14 protein-coding genes are annotated in these 22,395 nt (G+C 45.2%); 3 read left to right on the forward strand and 11 right to left on the reverse strand.

Annotated features, from left to right (window positions below; translation table 11 throughout):
- Positions 1 to 3: 3 nt before the first annotated feature.
- Positions 4 to 369, forward strand: a complete 366-nt coding sequence (locus tag K1X61_11210) for a YraN family protein (GenBank protein ID MBX7109206.1) — start codon at positions 4 to 6, stop codon at positions 367 to 369.
- Positions 370 to 526: 157 nt separating this feature from the next.
- Here K1X61_11210 and K1X61_11215 read toward each other — a convergent pair whose 3' ends face one another.
- The 3 genes from K1X61_11215 to pyrR all read right to left on the reverse strand — a co-directional run bounded on the left by K1X61_11215 (position 527) and on the right by pyrR (position 7,205).
- Positions 527 to 5,392 (reverse strand): PKD domain-containing protein, encoded by a 4,866-nt coding sequence (locus K1X61_11215; GenBank protein ID MBX7109207.1) that lies wholly within the window; start codon positions 5,390 to 5,392, stop codon positions 527 to 529.
- A 335-nt stretch (positions 5,393 to 5,727) separates the two neighbouring features.
- The gene (locus K1X61_11220; protein MBX7109208.1) at positions 5,728 to 6,657 is read right to left on the reverse strand and encodes an aspartate carbamoyltransferase catalytic subunit; all 930 of its coding nucleotides are present in this window, start codon (positions 6,655 to 6,657) and stop codon (positions 5,728 to 5,730) included.
- Entirely contained in the window at positions 6,654 to 7,205 is a 552-nt protein-coding gene (gene pyrR / locus K1X61_11225) for a bifunctional pyr operon transcriptional regulator/uracil phosphoribosyltransferase PyrR (protein ID MBX7109209.1), read from the reverse strand. Before pyrR ends, K1X61_11220 begins: the two co-directional genes overlap by 4 nt.
- A 315-nt stretch (positions 7,206 to 7,520) precedes the next feature.
- On the opposite strand from pyrR, the gene K1X61_11230 reads away from it, so the two are divergent.
- Complete coding sequence (locus K1X61_11230) at positions 7,521 to 9,626, forward strand: ComEC family competence protein (GenBank protein MBX7109210.1); 2,106 nt, start codon at positions 7,521 to 7,523, stop codon at positions 9,624 to 9,626.
- Between the two features lie 128 nt (positions 9,627 to 9,754).
- Positions 9,755 to 10,534 carry an enoyl-CoA hydratase/isomerase family protein gene (locus tag K1X61_11235; GenBank protein ID MBX7109211.1) on the forward strand — a complete coding sequence of 260 codons (780 nt, stop codon included), beginning with the start codon at positions 9,755 to 9,757 and terminating at the stop codon, positions 10,532 to 10,534.
- Between the two features lie 187 nt (positions 10,535 to 10,721).
- On the opposite strand, the gene K1X61_11240 is transcribed toward K1X61_11235, so the two are convergent.
- The 8 genes from K1X61_11240 to K1X61_11275 form a co-directional block, all read right to left on the reverse strand.
- Positions 10,722 to 11,915 carry a winged helix DNA-binding domain-containing protein gene (locus K1X61_11240; protein ID MBX7109212.1) on the reverse strand — a complete coding sequence of 398 codons (1,194 nt, stop codon included), beginning with the start codon at positions 11,913 to 11,915 and terminating at the stop codon, positions 10,722 to 10,724.
- A 383-nt stretch (positions 11,916 to 12,298) separates the two neighbouring features.
- Positions 12,299 to 12,970, reverse strand: coding sequence for a PrsW family intramembrane metalloprotease (locus K1X61_11245; protein ID MBX7109213.1), 672 nt, complete (start codon positions 12,968 to 12,970; stop codon positions 12,299 to 12,301).
- Positions 12,971 to 13,185: 215 nt separating this feature from the next.
- Complete coding sequence (locus tag K1X61_11250; protein MBX7109214.1) at positions 13,186 to 13,686, reverse strand: RNA polymerase sigma factor; 501 nt, start codon at positions 13,684 to 13,686, stop codon at positions 13,186 to 13,188.
- 690 nt (positions 13,687 to 14,376) lie between these two features.
- On the reverse strand, positions 14,377 to 15,270 hold the full coding sequence (locus K1X61_11255; protein ID MBX7109215.1) for a MerR family transcriptional regulator: 894 nt from the start codon (positions 15,268 to 15,270) through the stop codon (positions 14,377 to 14,379).
- Between the two features lie 367 nt (positions 15,271 to 15,637).
- Positions 15,638 to 17,734: an aryl-sulfate sulfotransferase gene (locus K1X61_11260; GenBank protein MBX7109216.1), complete on the reverse strand. Its 2,097-nt coding sequence runs from the start codon at positions 17,732 to 17,734 to the stop codon at positions 15,638 to 15,640.
- 334 nt (positions 17,735 to 18,068) lie between these two features.
- A complete protein-coding gene (locus tag K1X61_11265) occupies positions 18,069 to 20,150 on the reverse strand; it encodes an aryl-sulfate sulfotransferase (protein MBX7109217.1) in 2,082 nt (693 codons plus the stop codon).
- A gap of 115 nt (positions 20,151 to 20,265) precedes the next feature.
- On the reverse strand, positions 20,266 to 20,955 hold the full coding sequence (locus K1X61_11270; protein ID MBX7109218.1) for a HupE/UreJ family protein: 690 nt from the start codon (positions 20,953 to 20,955) through the stop codon (positions 20,266 to 20,268).
- A gap of 45 nt (positions 20,956 to 21,000) precedes the next feature.
- Complete coding sequence (locus K1X61_11275) at positions 21,001 to 22,377, reverse strand: hypothetical protein (protein ID MBX7109219.1); 1,377 nt, start codon at positions 22,375 to 22,377, stop codon at positions 21,001 to 21,003.
- Between the last annotated feature and the right edge of the window lie 18 nt (positions 22,378 to 22,395).

Below are 22,395 nucleotides of genomic sequence, written 5' to 3' on the forward strand. Positions count from 1 at the left end.
TCAATGAGTAAACATAATGAATTGGGGGTGAAAGGTGAAATATTAGCACTTGAATTTCTGGAAAAAAAGGGATATACGGTGCTGGAAATCAACTGGCGGTTTGAAAGAACGGAAATTGACATCATCGCCCGGCAGCAAAATACACTGGTCATTATTGAGGTAAAAACAAGAACCGGCAATCACTTCGGGTTTCCTGAACAGGCCGTAGGAGCTGAAAAACAACGGAATATCGCTGTTGCAACCGAAGAATATCTCGAACGCAACAATCTTGACATGGATGTGAGGTTTGACGTCATTTCCATCACCTTTAAAAATGATATCCCGGAAATATTTCATATTGAGGATGCCTTCTTCCCCTATGAAATATGAGCAACGGCTTATTCATTGAATACTGATCCGCCTGATGCAACCGGCTAAGGTTATCTAATCTGCAATTTGTCTTTTCTTTCCTTCCTAATACAACATATAAAAAACTGCCTCCGCAATGTTGCAGAGGCAGATTACGGTTTTAACTATTGATGCAAAATCAGTTTACGCGCACCAGTTTTTTCCAAATCAGGGTGTCTCCTACGGCAATTCTTACCATATAAATGCCAGCTTCTACGGCAGAAACCGGGTAAGTGTAAGAGCCGGCCTGTTGCGTTGCATTATCGACGATGCTGCTGACTTTCTGACCTAGCGCATTCCAAAGATCAATGTTCACAGTTTCACCGGCAGGCAAAGTATACTGAATAATGGCCTGCGTGTTGAAAGGATTTGGATATATAACAAATGACAGTTCGTAATCAGGTTCATCAATACCAACATGAAGGATGTTGATAGATTCTGTTTTAGTTTCAGTACAGCCTGCCGCATCATGCACGATCAGTGTCACAGTGTAAATTCCGCCGGCCGTATAGACATGCGTTGGGTTTTGTTGCGTTGAAGTTCCGCCGTCACCGAAATTCCAGTTCCAGGAAACCGCCCCTGAAGAATTACTGTTGAAGGAAACGATTTCATTTTCATAAACTACAGCCGGTGAATAATCAACTGCCGCAGCAAGAATGACCACGTCTACATTCTGATTCACCGTATCGCAGCCATCCGGACCGCAGGCAATCAGCTGAACTGCATAACTGCCGCTGTTAGTGTAGGTGTGGCAAGGATCATTCTGTGAAGAGATTCCGCCATCGCCAAAACTCCAGGTAACAGACGTCGTTGTTGCCGGCACAGAGTCATCAAAACAAACCATTCCTTCGCATGAATGAAATGCATTGAAGGAAGAGCAATTGTCCTGATCAACTGTGACGGTTAAATGTACGGTATCAGTAGGATGTGTCGGGTCGTTGCTGTTGACTATTATATATTCCGTGTAAATACCATCAGCCAGGTCTTCACTGTTTACCGTCACATTAATTATCTGTGAATTGCCCGGTTCCAGGGTACCGTTTCCGGATGGATTCAGGGATACCCAGTCGCTCACCAGCATCGAATTCACCCATGACAGTGTATTTCCTATCACCGTGCCGGAAGGGGTTTCGACGATCTTATAATCAAATCCAAGATAAACGATATGACCATATCCAACATCCTGGTAACCTACCACTGCGGCGCCTGCATAAGTGATAAGGTCATTAATTGGTGATGTCAGGTTAAGGGAATGAGAATTCTTCGGGCCATCTGCAATTTCACTGCCCAGCGATTGTGTAATCGGATGCGTGGTATTAACAACGGGCAACACAAAATTGGTAGCAACGGCACCGTAGGTTCCGGCCAGCAAACCGGTATTCCAGAGGCAACTAACTTTCGAACTGGTGGTGCCGCAAAAAATTACGGTTCCTCCGTTATTCACAAAATTCTGTAATGGTATCGCGAAATTCAGATAGTCGGAAGCCGTACCTACGGCTTTTGTAATAAGGCAAACATTTTTACCGACCAGCGCTGCTGCCAGGTCCTCAGAGTTGGTTGTGTTGATTTCAGCTAACGTAGTCGTTCCCGGATAATAGGAATTGATGGCACTGATTGTATTTGGGTAAGATTCAAAGGCATCGGCTCCATAGGTAAGCGCAAGGATGTTGGGTTTGTCTCCCTGGAAATTATATTCCAGTTCATGTATGTCATACACGAGGTCACCGGCACCTTCATTGCTGATGGTAACAGGAACCGTAGCGCTTGTAGTATTGCAGTTGAGCGAAATATTCAGACTACTGGGATTCACCTTAATGATAGGAGCTGCCTGCACCACCACTGTTTTCGTAATGGTATCTGATCCACCGCAGTTGGATGAAATCAATTGCACGAGATAAGAACCTGATCCCGGGAAGGTATGTGAAGGGTTCGGGGAGACTGATGTTCCGCCGTCACCGAAATCCCATGCATAATCAATCGGGTTGTTAGTAGAAATATCGGCAAAGTCAACCTGCTGTCCGTAGGCCGGGTTGCTGTTGCTTATGGTGAAGTCAGCTACCGGTGTAACTGTGCCTCCTACCACTGACGTAAAGTTGGCTGCGTAGCCGGCATTAGCCTGTGAAGAATTGGATGTCCAGGTTATGTATAGCTTTCCTGATGTGCCAGTCACGGAGGGATATGGGAAAGGGAAGCCGGAAACGCTGAGTAAAAGCGGTGCAGAAGCATCTACACCATCATACACTTTTAGATAATCGTTGTTCGCCTGTGATGCAAAAGAAGTAAAGGTAAGAGTGATACTTCCTGCGCAGGGTGGAGAAATCAGGAGTGTGCAGTTTTCATTGTTCTGATAATTGCCGGAAGGTCCGCCGGTATCATAGAATGTTCCGCTCGTGAGGCCGACTGCAGACAGGTCACATACATTAAATACAGGATCCACCGTTATGTAATCAGGTTTAACAATGGTATGCGTGCCGAAAGAATTGGTCACCTTCAGCGTCACATCATAGGTGCCCACATTATTATATACGATGCCGGTTGGATTCTGTGCCGTTGAGGTGGCGGGCAATCCTCCCTCAAAGGTCCATTCCCAGCTTGTGGGAACATTGGTACTCAGATCAAAGTAATTCACTGCTCCGCCAAAATTCACACTGGTAACATCAGATGTGAAATCAGCGACAGGCGCGGCATTCGCGGCCTGAAAAATCACGGAGTAATCTTCAGCCTGGCCGAATTGCGGGTTATAGCATGAACCGGTAATGCTATTGGCGCCCTTATCATCTGTAACACGCATGCGCAACGGTGTATTCAATACAGCAGTCGCGGAAGTATAAATGATACCGCTGTGTACACCGATCACGGCATTGTCCTGGTAAATCAATTCGTTGGTTTCATTAAATGCACCATCACCGTTGTAATCGAGCCATACACGCAGGTCCTCACTCTTCCCTGCTCCTGTTGTTACGGAAAGTAAAACAGGATCGCCCGCTACGAGGTGTGTGAAATCGGAGCAGGAAAAGTCCTGGTACCCTTCGGTGCTTCCAATGCTCGTCTTGTCAATTTCATTCAGGTTTACTTTGAACACACCGAAGCCGGAAGAAGGCTGCGTGGTCACGGGTGTACAGGCCGCACCGGTAGGTTGTCCTACATTTTCGATGGTGATATAATCCGTTTTCACCAGGGTATCAGAAGTGTTGCAAAGAGCAAGTCCGTTAACAATCAGCGTAACGGTGTAGACGCCAACTCCGGGATAGGTGTGCACGGGATTTTGTGCTGTTGAAGTGGTTCCATCACCGAAGTCCCACAGATAATCTGTGGCATTCAGGCTGCTGCTGAAAAATGATACTGCGGCAGAAGCAGTGCAAAATGAAGTTTGCGGGGCGGAAAATATCGCCGTTACGGCATCATCAAATGGTCCGCCTACATTCACGGCATACCATGCATTAACGGTTTGCACTGCCTGGTTGGAGCAATCACCGAAGAGATCCTGCGCTGCCTGCAATGAAAGATCCCTGAAGTCGGCGTATTCAGAATTTGGCGTCAGGTAAACTGTGTTGCAACGGAAAGCAATTGCACCGGCATCCAATAAACCAAGGCCTTCCACAAAGTAACTGTTGCCTACATCATTCACGCCTTCTCCTCCTTCCGTAAGCAAGTAATACCAGAAATTACCTACACCGCTTCCCGAATGCACCTCCGGGCAATTAGACCAATACAAACCTCCATAACAATCAGGATTGCTGAATTCATTGGGGTTGGCCATATTCCTGATAAGATAATTGAACTGATCACCGAGGTACCAGGTCGAGTTGGGAACATTCAAGAAGCGGATGGTGATACCGAAAATATCTGACAATGATTCATTCATACCACCGGGTTCACAGGAATAAACGAGACCTGAGGAATGTTCAGTAACGCCATGAGTCAGCTCATGCCCGCATACTTCCAGCGAAGTCAGCGGTGTAACACCCATGCCTGCATCGCCATCAAGATAACTCATGTACGTGCCATCCCAGAAGGCATTGATGCCTCCGCCGGCATGCACCAGGCTTTTCAGTTTCTGAAGGCCTGCTCCATCCACTGATTTCCATCCGTAATGATCATTGTAATAATCGTAGGTAGCTTCGGCGCCAAAATGCGCATCCAAAGCATACGTGTCGAATCCGCCGTTGTAGTTCCAGTTTTTACTCGGACCGGTAAAGTCATTTGGCTCTGAGGCATTAAAAGTTTCCACCCCTGCGCCACGCGTATACTCCCGAAGGCGGAAATTATTCGTCTGGAAGCTGTCACAAACGATGGGCTGTGTGCCGCAATAGGCGGTGACGGCTGTACCCGGAACATCCGTTTCGTGAATGCGCGATTCAGCCTTCACCACCGAACCATTCTGTGCATCCACGTAGATCCATTCCCGTTTCCAGGGGTCTTTCGCATACACATCGCATTTATACACCAGGTGATAATTACCATTATCAGGCAAGATCATCAGTTTGTTATTATCTGTTTCTTCACGGTCATGCCACCAGGTTTTGGCATTCATATAGTTGCAGGCAGACTGATAAGCCTGTGCGGCGGTAATGGCAGGTGAGGTAGAAATTGAAATGCCATCATACCATTCACCATTGGCAGATTTCACCTTGTTATCCTTTGCATGTACATAGTATACACCATATTCTACCGGCACACCTTTGAAATGTTCGCGGTAACGTATGTGGGTGAAACCACTTTTATCATTGAATTGCTGGTAGGCAACAAGGTCGGTGCCTGCCGCAGGTTTCAGCACCTGGTTTTTCAGCCAGTCTTTAGCTGATAGAAGCGGTACATGCTCCTGTTCCTGTAATCGAATAAAGGAAATGGTATTCCGTTTTTGATTGACATATACCTGCGATGCGCCCTGGTAATACGGAGTGGCAGCTGTGCCTGTGTAGTGCCTGGATCCCTGCTGTGCGAATGTGTTGAACGTAAATACGCACACAATTGCCATTGATAGTACAGTAATGATTTTATTCATGAAGTATGATTTGAGGGTTACGAGTTTAAATTTAGTGATTCATTTATCCTAAACAAATAAAGTTTATCCGCGACACATTTTCAAGAACAGAAATAAAAGAGGAATCATGCACTTGACAAAATTATTCCGGCAAATGCTGCAACCTAATCTCCGCTAATGATTGAACTTAATTTGACAACGGATGCCAGCATAGCAAAGAGATGAGTTATGAGAATCTCTCCTGTTCAAGGCCAACATTATCCAATATAACCGCTTCACGCAGGCATTGAATTTTGATCATATTCTGCCAGTGATATTGCTGATAAAAGGCTTGCTGTTGCAGCAGCATCCCGGTCTTATGCTTCTTTCCTTCCGCTCAGCAGATATAAAACTGCCATACGGACGGCGACGCCATTTTCCACCTGATCTAATATGATGGAGTGTTCAGAGTCGGCCACATCACCGGTAATCTCTACGCCACGGTTTATCGGCCCGGGATGCATGATGACGATATCTTTCCCTATTTCTTCCAGCAGCCGCTTGTTGATACCGAAATACAATGCGTATTCACGTAATGAAGCGAAGTATTGAATCTCCTGCCGTTCCAGCTGAATCCGCAGGATATTCGCCACATCACACCAGGCCAGTGCTTTACGCACATCGTATTCCACCTTTACACCCAGTGATTCAATATACATCGGAATTAATGTGGGTGGCCCGGCCACCATCACTTCGGCACCGAGTTTTTTAAGACAGAATATATTCGAGAGCGCTACCCGTGAATGACGGATGTCACCGATAATGGCAATCTTTTTCCCTTCCACTTTTCCCAGTTTTTCCCGGATGGAATAGGCATCAAGCAGAGCCTGTGTAGGATGCTCATGCGTACCGTCACCGGCATTGATGATGCTCGCATCAATGTGCTTTGAAAGAAATATGGGAGCACCAGGGCTTGGATGCCGCATCACGACCATGTCTACTTTCATTGCCAGGATATTGTTGACCGTATCAATCAGCGTTTCTCCCTTTTTTACCGAAGAACCTGAAGAAGTGAAATTGATTGCATCTGCCGACAACCGCTTTTCCGCCAGCTCAAATGAGATCCTTGTCCGCGTGGAATTTTCATAGAAGAGATTCACAATAGTGGTGTCACGCAAAGAAGGCACCTTTTTTATTGGCCTGTTCAGCACTTCTTTAAATTCATCGGCTGATTCAAAAATTATCTCAATATCCTCGCGGGTGAGATACTTAATGCCCAGCAGATGTTTTACGCTCAGTGCATTCATAGCTCATTTTGTTTTGCCGGAACAATCCAGATACGATCGGCCCCTTCACTTTTTTCCCAATCAACTTTTACACGTTCCGAGGTAAGGGAATCGATGGAAATACCAATATAGTCAGGCTGAATGGGAAGCTGCCGGGTAAAACGCCTGTCAACCAGCACGAGCAACTCCACCTTGGCCGGCCTGCCAAAGTCGAGCAATGCGTCCATGGCCGACCGGATGGTTCTTCCTGAAAACAACACATCATCAATCAGTACCACCTTTTTGTTTTCGGTTGAGAACCTGATGCTTGTGGCTTTCGGTGTCAGTTGCTTTTCCGCGGTACGGTAATCGTCACGGTAAAATGTGGGATCAATAATGCCGTAAAGGATATTCTTGCCGGTAATCTCAGTCAGCCTGCGGTGAATCCTGTCGGAGAGATAAATGCCGCGCGGCTGCACGCCAATAATTGCCGTATCGGTAAAATCCTTTTGCGTTTCTATTAGCTGAAAACAAAGCCGGTTGAGCGTGAGAAGGAATCGTTTGCTGTCAAGAATGATCCGCGGCTGCAAGCTGAAATAAGTTTCGGCAAATATAGCACTTCGCCAAAACACGGGCAAGATAGTTTATCACCTCTTTCATCATTGTATGATTGAAAGCGCTTATTAGTTAAGGATGGCTTTCTGCAACACGTCATTGTAACACGAAGACAGGCAGCATTGCTTTTAAAAAAAACGTGAGTGGCAATAAGGCAATATCGCGATGAATCCGCTTTCCGAGATATTTAATGCAACCGGTTCATGGTGCACTTTTTTGAATCACTATTAAATTTTAACTTAGATGCCGCGAAGATATTTCGCCTGTATTCTTATCTATATATAATATCTATGCATCACTGGAATGAATATCCTTTTGTCCGTATTCTATTACCTTTTTTAGCCGGACTGCTCACTTGCGTTTTTACGCCACTACACCTTCCATTCTTTTTGTTGCCTTGCCTCCTTTTGGTGGTGATGCTCCTGCACTTTTCCACAAAAAACAAAACATTCAGGCTCTATAAATATGCCGCCTGGCTGGGTTGCTGCTTTCAGCTGTCCATCTTCACGGCAGGCAATATCCTGGCGCATCAGCGTATTGATGCATACCATCAGGAGCAGTTTGTGCATCACCTGCAACAGGCTGATTTTTTCCGGGTAATCATCACAGAACCACCGGTTGAAAAAGAGCGCACCTATAAAGCAGTGATATCAGTAGTGGAGATGAACAGCCATGAATCCATGATGCCAGTTGCAGGCCGCTCTGTCCTTTACCTTGAAAAAAACGAGCAATCGGCAACACTGCAATATGGGGATGTGCTGTTGGTTAAAAATTCTTTTCAGCTCGTGGCAGGCCCTGCTAACCCTGATCAGTTTGACTATAAAGAATATCTATGGTACCGGGAAATTTACGCTACTGCCTTCCTTCAATCTGATGACTGGATGAAACTGTCATCAGGCAGCGGCAATTTCTTAATTGCATTCACCTTTAGATTAAGGGACCTGTCGCTGCAAGCTATTCAAAAGCATATTTCATCAGCGCGGGAAGCCGGCGTGGTGGAAGCGCTTGTGATCGGTTACCGGGACCATATGTTGGCAGAAACCACGCAATCTTACACCGCAGCCGGCGTCGTACACGTGCTGGCAGTATCAGGCTTGCATGTTGCTATTTTATTTGCCCTGCTGCATCAACTCTTATTTTTTCTTAACAGGAAAAAGCACGGTAAAGCAATACAATCCATCGTCATTCTGTCGGCCATCTGGATCTTTACACTGGTTACCGGATTATCGGGTTCAGTGCTGCGCGCCGCTGCCATGTTTTCCTTCATTACCATCGGCAAAAACATGAAACGGCCGGTGAACTTATTCAATATCCTTTCCTGCTCCGCTTTTGCCATCCTGCTGGCTGATCCGCTGCTGGTGATGGACGTAGGTTTTCAGCTTTCTTACCTTGCAGTAACCGGCATCGGCACATTGAACAAATACATTGATCAATGGCTTCCCAGGGAAAATAAAATCATAGATTTCCTGTGGAAGATGATGGCTATGTCACTGGCGGCGCAGATCGCAACTTTCCCGCTGACAACCTTTTACTTTCACCAGTTTCCATTGTATTTCCTGCCCGCCAACATTGTGGTAATACCTGCAGCCGGTATCATCCTGCATCTCGGTCTGGCCATTATAGCACTTCAATTTATACCAGTGTTAGCAACACTAACCGGCGAAGCAGCGCAATGGATTACCTATATTATGAATGAATTTATTCTGCGGATTCAAAGCCTGCCTGCCGCTATCATTCATCTCGCCGGCACGGATTTTACGCAGATGCTGCTCACCGGCGCACTGATCATTTTTATCAGCAGATATTTTATTACCAGGTCCAGGAACTGGATGTTCGCAACAGCCGTCAGTTTTGTTTTCTTACTCACCCTGCATTGCATACACGCTTGCAGCATTTTCGGACAGCATTCTTTTACGGTATACGCCTTTAAAAAGACAGGTGTGCTGGAATTCAGATCACAAAATGAAGCGGTGATGTACCAGGCTGCAGGCTCCATATCCGGTGGTGACTCCTTATACCTGGTGCAACACTGGCGGCTGCACCAAATCACTCCTGCCACAAGCAGTCACACAACAGGTGCTATCAGTGAAAAGGTAATTTCAGCCATATCACCCGACTGCTCTTTTTTTCAATTCTATAATTACAAAATAGCCCTCGTCAACAGGCCCTTACCAGCGAATAAAACAGGAAGCAGACTGAAAGTGGATGCCTTACTGATTTCCGGCAATCCCTCCATTAGCATGCATGACCTGACCAACTATTTTGAAACTACTGCCATTATTTTTGATGGCTCGAACAACAGCTACAAGGTCAGCAAGTGGCAGCGAGAAGCCGAAGAACTTGGCATGGCGACACATGATGTAATGAAAGACGGGGCTTATATCCGGCATATCTGATGGTGGAAGTATATAATGCGGCAGGATTGGTTACCAGCCAAAGCGCTTGCACGCCCTTTGCGGAAACCCTTACCATGCAGGTTTTGGGCTATTAATTGAAATAGTACATTTGTTAAACAAGCTATCGTATGAATTTTTCATTGATAAAAACAGAGCAACACGACCGGTTGTATTATATCACGCTCAGCAGGGCGGAGAAAAAAAATGCACTGAATTCGCTATTGGTAACTGAGCTGACCGCAGCATTGCAAATAGCGGAAAATGAAGCAGCTGTTAAGATAGTAATTCTAAAGGCTGAAGGTGACGTGTTCAGCGCCGGTGCAGACCTTGAATATCTGCAGCAGCTGCAGCATTTTTCCTATGAAGAAAACCTGGCCGATTCGTCACTTTTAAAAACGTTGCTTCTAAAAATACATACGCTTAAAAAAATAGTGATTGCCCAGGTGGAAGGCCATGCTATTGCCGGTGGCTGCGGGCTGGCTGCTGTTTGCGATTTTTGTTTTGCCGTGCCGGAAGCAAAGTTTGGATATACAGAGGTTAAAATCGGTTTCATACCTGCGCTCGTAATGGTTTTCCTGTTAAGAAAAATCAGCGGTGTAAAAACAAGGGAATTGCTTTATACCGGTAAATTAATCAGCGCTGATGAAGCGGTTGATTACGGACTGATCAACATGGTTGTTGCAAAAGATGAAATTGCCGGCTATGTAAAAGCTTTCGCCACCAGGCTCTCTGAAGAATCATCTGCACAATCGCTGGCAGCCACCAAGGAAATGCTGACAAAGGTACCGGGCATGGAACTGCATGAGGCACTCCAATATGCTGCTGAGATGAATGCAACAACGAGAAGCAGTGATGATTGCAAAAAAGGAGTTGGTGCATTCCTTAGCAGGGAAAAATTCAAGTGGTGATGAAGATGAAATGCAGCTGAGATCTTCCTGTGCGGAAGTGCCAGCGTGTAACAGCTGAATATTAATAGCTGCTTATAGAAGCAGGAACTGCTTATGCCGCAAGAACATAACTCATCTTCCATTGACTATCTGCAGCATGAAATTAGCACATGACCTACAACCTGGTATTTCACTTTAGTTCACCGGTTTACGAGGTTAATTTCTTCAGTGCGCCTTGCAAATTTTTCACATTACTTTTTCCGAATTCTATTTTTATGCAGCCGTTAAATGCTGCAAATTGTTTCAGTTTGCCGGCAAATGCAGTCAGCATTTCGTCATCCGGTTGTATTCCTTTTTCAAAAACCAGATTCTTAATATAAAAAACTCTTTGCTGCCGGTCGGCTTTGGGATCCATCCGTGCAATAAAACTATTGCCATACAATACCGGCAAGGTGAAATAACCGAATTTTCTTTTGTGTTCCGGCAGATAACATTCTATCGTATAATCAAAATCAAAGAGCCTTTTCAGCCTGCTGCGTTGTATCAGGAGATTATCAAACGGAGAAAGAATTTCCACTTCCTGTTGCGGCATCCTTGTAGCAGGATGAAATGCTGTGCCCGCAGCACAATAGCATTTTACCGCTTCATGTCCTTCCATCCTCCACTCCGTTACCTGCCCTTCCTTCAGCATCCTGCGCACGGCTTTGCTTACATACTCGCTCCAGCCGCCACGCTGGTAATACATTTCTTTCTCCGTCAGTATGCCATGCGCACGAATGGATTGTTCTGCCAGGTGCATTGCATATTCCATTTTCGTCGGCAACGCTGTATTTACTGCAGTGGGCAATATATTTTCCGTGAGGTCGTAAACCTTTTGAAACCCCTGCCGGTGGCTAACCATCAGCTTGCCTTCCATGAACAGTTGTTCAAGCGCACGTTTTGCAGGTTTCCAGTAATACCAGCTTTGCCGGTTCTCCTCCGGTGCTTCAAAATCCTTTGACTGAAGCGGCCCTTCCCGCTTAATACGGTTCAGCACATAGCGCTTCACTTTTTTGTCCTGAGCAAACCAATGAGATTTGCCTTTGGCATATTCCGATTTACGGATCAGGGAAAAACGGAAATCCTTCATGGGCAGATAAGCTGCGGCATGCGACCAGTACTCGAAAATTTTCTTTCCATGCAGCAAGTCAGACAACCAGGCCTGCTTGTATCCGCCCATCCTCGACCACAGCACGTGATGATGCGCGCGTTCCACGACCGACAAGGTGTCAATCTGTACGTACCCTAAATGCTCCAAAGTGCTGAGCACAGTTTCCTTACTGGCCAGTTGACCGCCGCACTGCAGCCACTGACTGTTTATGGCCAGTGTTGCAGCATCAGAAATAGTAATAACCTTTTTCAACTAAGCGCAATTCTTGGTGGAAAGTTAACAGACCGCGATGATTCCTGCTAAAGAAGATAAAAAATACCGGTTTCCAAATTGACATCAGTGTTGGCCCATACTCAGGAAAGGCAACGAAATCGGGTGCCGGTTTACTAAATGAGATCGGGAAATACACTTAGCTTAACAGCATGCATCCAGCCGGACGAATTGTATTCCCTCAGTTTCAAAACAAGAAGCTATCTCAAAACAGGCAATCAATGCGGTGATGCCGAATTTATTCCGGTAGCTGTCAATGAATGGAAGAGATCCTGATCTCGATCAATCGGGACAGGATGACGCCAGGCATTTTGTGATAACTTCTAAAAATCGCAATGCAGCAGAGCGTTAATACCTGCCTGCGTTTAAATAAATGGTGATTGCTGCTGATGCAGCCGGATGGCCAATAATGAATAACGGATGCCGAGTATCAGCGAAACGATTGCTCCGCCGGCAATCAGCGGAATATTGTCAGCCATGAGAAAAAAATCATACGCGCCATGCATGAGTGCTGCAAACAGGAATCCTTGCAACAACAGTAAGAACGAACCCTTCCTGAATTTGGCAAGCCCGACATAATAGCCCATGATCACACCGAATGTGGCATGGGCGGGCACAGCGGTGAACATCCGCAGCAATGCATTTCCCATTCCATACTGACTGACGTAAAATATATTTTCCAGTGTGGCGAACCCCATACTGATCATTACAGAATAGGTTATTCCATCGAATGGTTCATTGAATTCCTTTCGCCTGTAGGCATATGCAACCAGTATTAAATATTTCATCAGCTCTTCGCTGCCACCCACCACTACAAAGGCCAGCAATGCTGTCCGCTGCGTTGAATCAATAAGTGGTAACCAGGAGCTTCCGGCTTGCTCCATCAGGATGGCAGGTATAGTCGCCGTCATGCCCATCAGAAAAGATATGATGAGCAGTTTCCTGGGTTCACGGTCATATTTATCCTTGCTGTATACAAAGATTGCAATAGCGATGCCCGGAGCAATGGCTACTGCCAATGGCAACAACGGATGCATTTGTAATTTTTTGAAAAAATAGACAGAAACAACAGATATACCTAATTGATTAGCCGGTAAGCAATTCCTTCTGTTAAGGTGGGGATGAAATCAGCGAAGCATATTAATAAATACCAGTTACAGCGGCAAGGAGCGGCCGTATGCTATCATTCCTATTCTTTCTGCTGATCCTCTCTTACCTTCAATGGAACAGATAGCGCCACACACGGCTGTTGTTAGTGCCGACGAAGTCTTCTTTGCAGCTCTTTGCGCGCAAAAAATATTCTGCTCTTTACAGTGCCTAATGGTATGGAGAGATGATCTGCAATTTCATTGTATTTGTAACCCTCATAGTACATCAGAAAAGGAACGCTGATACTTTCATCAATATCTGCTATGGCCTTTTCTATCTCCTGCATACCAAGCCTCACCTCTCCGCCATTCACGGTCGTAACTGCCCGGTTATTCACCACAAATTCATTCGCGTCGGAATCTGTCAGCGTCGGCCGCTTCTGATTGCGACGGTAGTTATTGATGAATATGTTACGCATGATGGTGTACAGCCATGCCTTCAGGTTAGTGCCAATCCTGAATTTATCGCGGTTCAGCAAGGCACGGTAAACTGTTTCCTGGATAAGGTCTTTGGCATCTTCGATGTCACGTGTAAGGCTGAATGCAAAAGCATAGAGCGATTGTGAAGATTGCTCCACCTGGTTATTAAATTCCAATGTTGACATAACTGCAAGAGTTAGACATTAACAATTATTGACCGGACAAAGCTACAATATTTGTTTATCTTTTCAATCTTTTTCTTAAACATTTATTTTATGCAATCTTTGGAGACTACTCCTTATTGTTCAATGACCATGCCAGTATCCTTATAAATTCACCAGCAATCCGTCACAAAACGGTCAATAAAAAAACTGCATAGCCGATATCCGGAGTGAAACATGCTCTCCTTTTTTGTTTATTTTTTATATAAATTGCTTACACATTTTGCAAATGGTTGCAGTTTAATAAACCGTCCGCTCAATATCGCTTCATCTCTGCAGTAAGGTTCAATGTACCACCAGACAAATTACGCCTGCTGCGGATGTTCTGAGAATACAATTCAAACTTTCAATGACATACCGGCAGGCTGCTATCAATACAAACAATTGAATTACCTAAGCGCAATAGAGTATGCAATGACATAGGTAATATATGAACGTCCGGATACTGAATAACCCGAAGCCATCTCAAAACAGGTAATCAATGCGGTCATGCTGAATTGATTCCGGCATTTGTTAATCAATTGCAGAGATCCTGATCAATCTGGACAGGATGACTTCAGCTATCTTGAGACAGCTTCACTTTAAATCATTGAAAGGAGAACACTTTTCAGGAAGAAGGAGGTACCTAAATAATAACGACATCAGTCAGTGGGATTATGCAGAGATGACTGATTTTATAGCTGCCCATTCCCTGATCAACTCAACGTTAGCGGGAAGTTTGATCTTTTGTCGCAATAAAAGATTGCCGGACAAATAAATCCGCCCTTTGGGAAGAAGTTTCGACAGCTTACTCACGTAAGCGGATAGTTGCATTGGTACCGGACAACTGGTGAATACGCTGAACAGCTGGTTGGGCCGGAATAATGTTACCACTTTTTCAATATCCCGGAATGGTACATTTTGTCCGAGGTATAGTACATGATGGTTGTTTTTGCGCAGCAGATAGTTGAGGAAAAGCAAACCCAACTCATGCAGTTCACCTTCCGGCAGGAACAAAAGCGATTTGCTGATCAGCTTCTCCTTTTCCAGTTGCAGCCTGTCAATGGCTGCAATTAACTTTTGTCTTACAAGGTTCGAAATAAAATGCTCCTGTGCCGGATTTACCGATCCTGTCTGCCACATGATGCCAATCTTTTGCAGGAAGGGAAAGACGACCATTTCCATAGTTGATTCAAACCCTGCTTGTGCGATATTGATATTGATGATCCTGTCAAAAGCCGCCTCATCGAGCTCCACCATCGCCATCGTCAGTGCATCTACCTGGTTCACATGCTCGAAATTGCTGGAAGTGATGATTCTTACCTGTTCCTCCATCTCACTGCGCTGCATCTTCGCCAGTTGTGAAATCTTAAACCCGTTTCTATTGAGCAAAGAAATATTGAGCAGCATCAAAAGTTCATCATCGCTGTATTGCCGGATATTGGTATCAGTACGCGTAGGTTTCAGGAGGCCATAGCGTTGCTCCCAAATGCGTATCGTGTGCGCCTTTATGCCCGACAATGCCTCAAAGTCCCTGATGTGATAGCTGGCCATCGTGTGAATCAGCAAAAAATTTCATGTTAATGAATAATTGAACATCATACAGCAAGATAAGATCTTCGAAATTGCCGGCATCATGCTACCCGCTTCGAGCCTTAAAACAATCATGCAGTCAAAATGTTTTAGCGGTCAATATGATGATGATCTTCATCCACCCTGCCACCGGTTAACCAATGGGCATTCCGCTCCCGGAATATGACGTGAGTACTGCACGATTTTTCTGAGTTGCCTGTCAAACCGCGTTGGTTGCCAGCAATACATGGCTTCATCACGCCTTGTAAGGTTTATAATCGGTGTGCAGTGAGAAAACAACTTGAAAACCCAATCCTCCTTCGATGCATTTTTCATTACCGCTATTTGTCATTTCCCTTTCGATCTATTCGATAACGATTTTCATGGCAGACTCCGTGTTGCCGGATTTCAAAAGCAGGCAGTAAATACCAGCTGGAAAATCTTTCACGGGAAGGGTAAGCAGGTTGCCGGAAACCGAAGCGATGAAAACATCCTGATATAGCACAACACCTAACAGGTTCTGCAGTTGTACCGATATGTTTTGCTGTATTCCATCTTCCAGTGCAATATGCACTACATCCTTCGCAGGGTTCGGATAAACGGTTGAAGCTATTGTTAATGCAGTTGCTGCCTGCTTTTGTGGTAATGTGGTGAATGTGGCCATGTCAGTATATGGCGAGGTGACACCATTACTGCAAATCGTTTGCACATGCCATTCGTACGTTGTTGCAGGCTCAAGGTTTTTCAACAATTTTGCACTGCTTCCGTCATCAATGGTTTTATTCGACCATTGGGTTGTGCCCACTTCACGGTGTTGCAGCTTATAGGCAGTGGCACCATTGGCATCGTGCCATTCCAGGTTGGCGGATGTAGCCGTAATATCTTTAGCTTTCATTTTTGATGACAACGTGCGCGCGCAGGGATTCCATTCATATTTATGAGCACGGTAAATGACATCATTGTATTTATCTTTCAGCTTCATCTCCCATACGATTTCACCTTCCGGCGTAACCTCTGTAAGATTGGGAAAATCCTTTCCCGGCAAGATACCACCCCAGTTGATAAATGAATTACCATTGCTCAGGCGCTGCACACTTCCCAGGGCAGAACCATATACATGCTTGCCATTGACGTCGGGATGTTTATATGACCATACCAATGTAGCTGTTTTGTTTACCACGTCGAGCGCATACTCTCGCGCATAGGAACATTGATCTGCATGAAAATTCCCGTTGTCAAAAAGGGTGATGTGTCCATCGGGCAATTGCCGCACATCATGCTGATACGTGAACCAGATGGAATCATTCAATAAAGTAAATTCGTTCTTTACACCACCCAGCCGCCAGATAAAATTGCCTGTATTCACATCTAGCTTATTCACCTGGTCGAGATGACGGCAGGAGATGATAATATTGCCATCGAGATCTTCCTCTATGGCATTGCCATGCACGTAATCAATGGTGGGATTACCGAAATAAGCATGCGGTGCTTCAATCACCGGAATATGGTCTATGCTGCGCCATTCAAAAAGCAGGTTTTTGTCCTTATCAAATTTCTGAATCACGAGACCGGTGATCAGCGCATTTTTATTATAGGAAGGATCATAGACTGAAAGATCCATAAAGGTGTTGGAGTATGCCTGCAGATAATAGTGCCCATCGGGAAATATCTGGAATTCGTGTATATCCGTGAGGTAACCGTTTTTAGTGAGGTAACTGCCAATTTGTATGAAGGAAGAATCAAAACTCTCAAACTTTGGCGGAAAATTCCTGTACATCGTCAGGTAACCATTCTTATTGATTTTAAAATCCCATCCTATGTTATTTGCACCACTGGAATAAATGGAATCACCGTTATTGGTAATGATACAATGGTGATATGTTTCGTACCCGTAAAAATTATAGTTATGAAAAAATATCTCACCCGGCGACGGGTTGGTATTGGTAGTAATATAGAATGGCGGTAGTGAAGTGCCTGCATTGTCACCGGATTTCTCATTGCCCGTGCCCATGACTTGATTACCAAACTCCTGTTCCCACTGCTCCGCTCTCGCGGCGTTGATTCTGCTCATTTCACCGGTATCATATTTACGGTGAATGGAAAAATGAAATGTATAAGCCGGCGCGGCAGTGCCATCCAAACGCTGCAATCCGTTTCCGATGTTCACTGTTACCGTTTCTCCTTCCGTAAAAGCAGTTAGTGGGTTGAGCAGGATGGTCCGCTGATCCCGGCACAACACGATATCAAAATCATGAATACCGCTCAGTGAACCGTGTATGGAAAAGAGGTTTTTTCTGTTCACAATCGCAGCATCCATCAGGTTGCCATCGCGAATGATGATGTTTCTGTCGGGGTTGTGGTCCGTTGATCCGGGTAACGGCGCAATAAACTGGTATTGTGCCAAGGAAGCATGGCTGTAAAAAAAAGCAGCCAACACAATCAGGAAAGCAGCATTCCTCATCAGGTATAATTTTAGAAAGTTAAAAGACAGGTTAAGCCGAAAGTTAGAAAACTTCTGCAGAAACATGAACGCGCCTGTTAGTCCTGGAAGCTATCTCAAAATACCCGGAGTCAACCTGTCCCGATTGGCCAGGATCCGGATCTCTTCCGTTCATGGACAGATGCCAAAATAAATTCGGCATGACTACATGGATTGCCTGTTTTGTGATTGCTTCTCTTTGTTGAATATCGAAACCATGTTGAAGGCATGCATGCTACTGCTAGACTAAATGAATCCCGCTCACGGGCGGAGAGTGCCATGCACCCATATTTGCGGAAAGTGACCCAACAAAAGATTACTGTTTCAATATTTCAACAGTTTTAATCAGCTGCTTTTCATCCTGCACTATCTTCAGGAAATAAATTCCGGGTAACAAGTTGTTGATATTAAAGGTGCATGTTTCACCGGCAACCGAGCATGAAGCGAGCACCATTCTGCCCCAGACATCAAACAGTGTGATATGGTTATCGATTCCGTTTAACCCATCAATCGTCAGATAACTGTTTGCCGGATTCGGGTAAACATGGATATCCGATTCATCCGCAATAACCGCGGCATTCTTCTGCGGCAGTGTGGTAAATTTCTTCCATTTACTTGTTGCTGATGTAACTGTTGGTATCGTATCACACTTGGTTTGAATATACCATTGATACACTGTGCCCGGCAACAAATCATTCAGGACCTTGCTCGTTCCTGAAGCCGATTTTGAACTCCATACTGAATCGGTAAGCGATTTGTAAAAAATGGTATAGCCGGTTGCATTTGTTGCATGGCCCCAGGTGAGTTTCGCACTGCTTTCAGTAATATTTTTTGATTTGAGTGTATTTTCTGTTGGCCTTGCACAAGGCTCCCATACATACCGGTGTGCGCGGTAAATAACACCTTTGGTGCTTTGATCCAGTGTCATTTCCCAAACAATATTGCCAAGACTGTCCACTTCCGTCAGGTTAGGTGATCCTTTACCCAGCACGCTGCCGATATAGATCGACCCCCAGTTGATAAAGGTGTTGCCATTGGGAAGTCGTTGCATATTTCCCATTGCAAAGCCGCGCACCGTTTTTCCGTTGATGAAAGGATGAGTGTATGACCATACTTTGGACGCGGTCATGTTTACTTCATCCAGCCTGTACTCCTTGGCGAAGGAAGTTTTCACAGGGTGATAATTACCGTTATCATACAATGTGATATTACCATTGGCAATTCTGCGAGCATCGTGCTGATAGTTGAAGCCAAGTGTATCATTCAGGAAAGTGAACTGGTTCATCACACCCCCAAGCCGCCAGATCATATCACCTGTGTTCCGGTCAATCTTAATTACCTGGTCGAGGTGGCGGCAGGAGAGCAAAATATTTCCATCTGTATCAATATCTATAGAATTCGCATGCACATAATCAATAAAACTGAAGAAGAGCGATTCATGCAGGGCTTCAGGAATATCGACATAATCCCAGCTGCGCCACTCAAAGATCACGTTCTTTGAAGCATCAAGTTCCTGTAATACCGCTCCTATCACTGTAGCATGCGGACTGTAATTGGGGTTATATACCGTCATGTCAACCGTTTGATAATCGAGGCCGATGATAAAAGAATGCCCGTCAGGGAGAATGACAAACTCATGAATATCGGTAATATAACCGTTACCTGCCTGGAATGAATTGATCACATTATAATTGGAATCCAGCAACTGGTAGCTTGCCGTGGTTTCATCGTACAGCGTGAGATAACCGTTGCGGTTGATGTCGAAGTTCAGTCCTTTCACCTGCGATTCTGTTCTCATAAGAAAATGGCCGTCGCTGCTCATAATAGCAGCCTGTTCCACCGGTGCACCTGTCAGGCTGATGCTATGAAAAAATACTTCGCCCGGTGCAGGATTAGTGTTCACGTTGATTTCAAGTGGTGGCGACTGCAAGGAAGGATCAGTCAAGCCGTCTTCACTGCTGCTACCTGAAAGTTCCTCCATCATCTTCTTTCTGTACTTTTCAAACTCAAGCGTGGCTTCCGCAGTTGGTGCAGGACAGGTATGGAAACGGAAGACAAAACCCTGTAACTCCTCTCCTGCCTGCGTCCTGATACCATTGGAAATGTCAACTGTAATCTCCTCATTAAATGAAAACGGTGTAACAGGCTGTATTAAAATAGTTTTACCATCATCAGAAAGCCGGCAGTTCACTTCATGATATCCGCTCCGCGAACCTGAGATCTTAAAAAGTGCCGGCTGTTGAATGGAAACTTCATCTATCTCACGACCATCGCGTAAAATGATATTACGCTCGGGGTGTTGGTAGATTGAACCGGGTTGCGGTGAGATGTATCGGAATTGCGCATAGCCCGGCAGTGCAATATTGAACAATAAAGCAAAGAGTACGCATTTATTCATAGCTGTGATTTGACTTCAAAATAATTAAAAAAAATGTGACCGTCAGATGTAAGGTTGCCTTTTAGAGAGAAATGGTTGATTGACAGATGGTCAATACCATCATATCGGCATATACCTAACCAATGGTGCCGGATAATCTTTCCACTGTCCAATACATAGCAATGACAGCGATGCAACAGGAAAGTGGTATAACAATTCTTTTCCGGTACCAGGGATACTGGCCAAACCATTTACCGAATAAAAAATAAGCAAGTAGAATAATGGTAATCTGCCCCAGCTCAACCCCGATATTGAAAGTGATGAGCCCGGTCAGGAATTCCTTTTGTGGCAGTCCCAGCCCGATTAGCACACTGGCGAAACCCATACCGTGCACGAGTCCGAAAAGGAATATGATAAAGATGCGCCATGGATGTAACTCTGCAGTGATGATATTTTCAAAAGCCACCAATACAATGGATAAAGCTATTACCGGCTCAACAATAGCGGAAGGTGGTGTGATTAGTCCATACATCGCCAATCCGAGCGTTATGGAATGCGCAATGGTAAATGCGGTGGCCTGCCATATCACCTTAGTAAGGTTGCTTGAGAGTAAAAAGATGCTGAGAATAAAAAGCATATGATCTGCTCCAGCCGGAATAATGTGCCGGAAGCCCAGTAGCAGATACGCCAGCCCGATATCAGTTCTCGACATCTTGCTGAAATCATAATTCATCGAATGAGCATAAACAGCCGCACCGCCTGCCATTACGATAGCCACTGTAAGCAAGGTGGCCTTTATGCTAATTGCCGCTACGGAATTTTTCATGCTGTTTGCCGGTAAAATTGCGTCATTCCAGGTTGATTTAATTTCCTACATCACTAAAGTTGCAGCCCCGCCTTCCTGTTTCGTGGCCGGCAGTGTAATCAATGCACTTGCTTCCTCCGCAAGGTCTCCGGCAAGATAAGGATTGATCTCAAATGCCTGCTGCAGCAGTGTCTTGCCTTTCTCATACTGATTATTTTTACAATAGATCAGGCCTGCTCTACAGAGCAGCACCGGATTCCGTGAACCAGTGCGCATTGCTTTTTCTAAATACGGAATGCCTGCAGCGCTGTCACCACGCTTATAATAGATCCATGCCATAAGCTCATTCACCTCAATATTGTCAGGGCGGCGCTTGTATTCGGCCATAGCATGTTTCAATGCCGCATCTTTATCATTCATTTTAAGGTAAACAGTGGCCAGCTCCTTATCTGCATAGTGGCCGGCATCGCCGTTTTCATCATTGGAATTTGCATGTTGCTTCAACAGTTTGATCGTCTCCTTACCTATCGAATCGGCCTTTTCAGTTTGTCCTGTCAGCCTGTACAGATCCATCAGTTCATCACCAAATGCATAGTCCTTCACCAGTGAAGCGGCCTGTTCAAAGTACATGATAGCATTACTGTAGTTTTTTCTGGCCTGTTCCACCCGTCCCAAAGCGGCAATCGCATAGGCATAATTAGGACGCAGCTTATTGGCTGCCTTGTAATACATTTCAGCTGTATCAATCTTGCCATTGATCTCATATAATCTTCCGAGGTACACACGCACCCATTCTGTTTGTTCCAGGCCCGGCACTCCGGCATCTACCGCCATCTTCATCACCTCTATGGCACCCGGGACATCGCCAAAAATTTCACGGAGATATGAAATCCTCGAATAGGAACGCAAATCAGGCCTGATGGCACACATGGAATCTGCCATGTACACTGCACTGTCATACTTTCCAAGCTCTACGTATCCGTCGGTCAGCACACCATACACAAATGCCGCATGCGGGTTGATGCGCTGCGCTGCTTTACCCATATCGAGGCCTTGCTGAAAATGATGCTGCGACAGGTACACTGTCGCCAGAGTGGCCAGGGCTTCATAATTTTTCGGATCATTGCTGATCAAACCGTTCAGGAGTTTGATACAGGCCATATCGTAATAGTTATAATCTCCCGTCACACGGGCTTCCTGAATATATGCCTGTGCAAGCTGAATTTTTGACCTGGCGTCATCGGGGTTCTTACGGATCTTTTCCAGTAATCCTTCAATGGCAGCTTTGGTGTTCAACCATTCATTGCCCATAGAAGTGCCGCCGATACGGTTCTTAAGTGGCAGCACATCCGGCTCCTCTTTACGAAAGGCAACAATTACTCCTACAAAAAGGATGAGAATAATCGCAGAGATTATGTAAAAGTTTTTTTTTATCAACTCCATGGTATATTTTTTTGAGTG

Source organism: Chitinophagales bacterium, assembly GCA_019694975.1.
Lineage (GTDB): Bacteria > Bacteroidota > Bacteroidia > Chitinophagales > UBA10324 > JACCZZ01.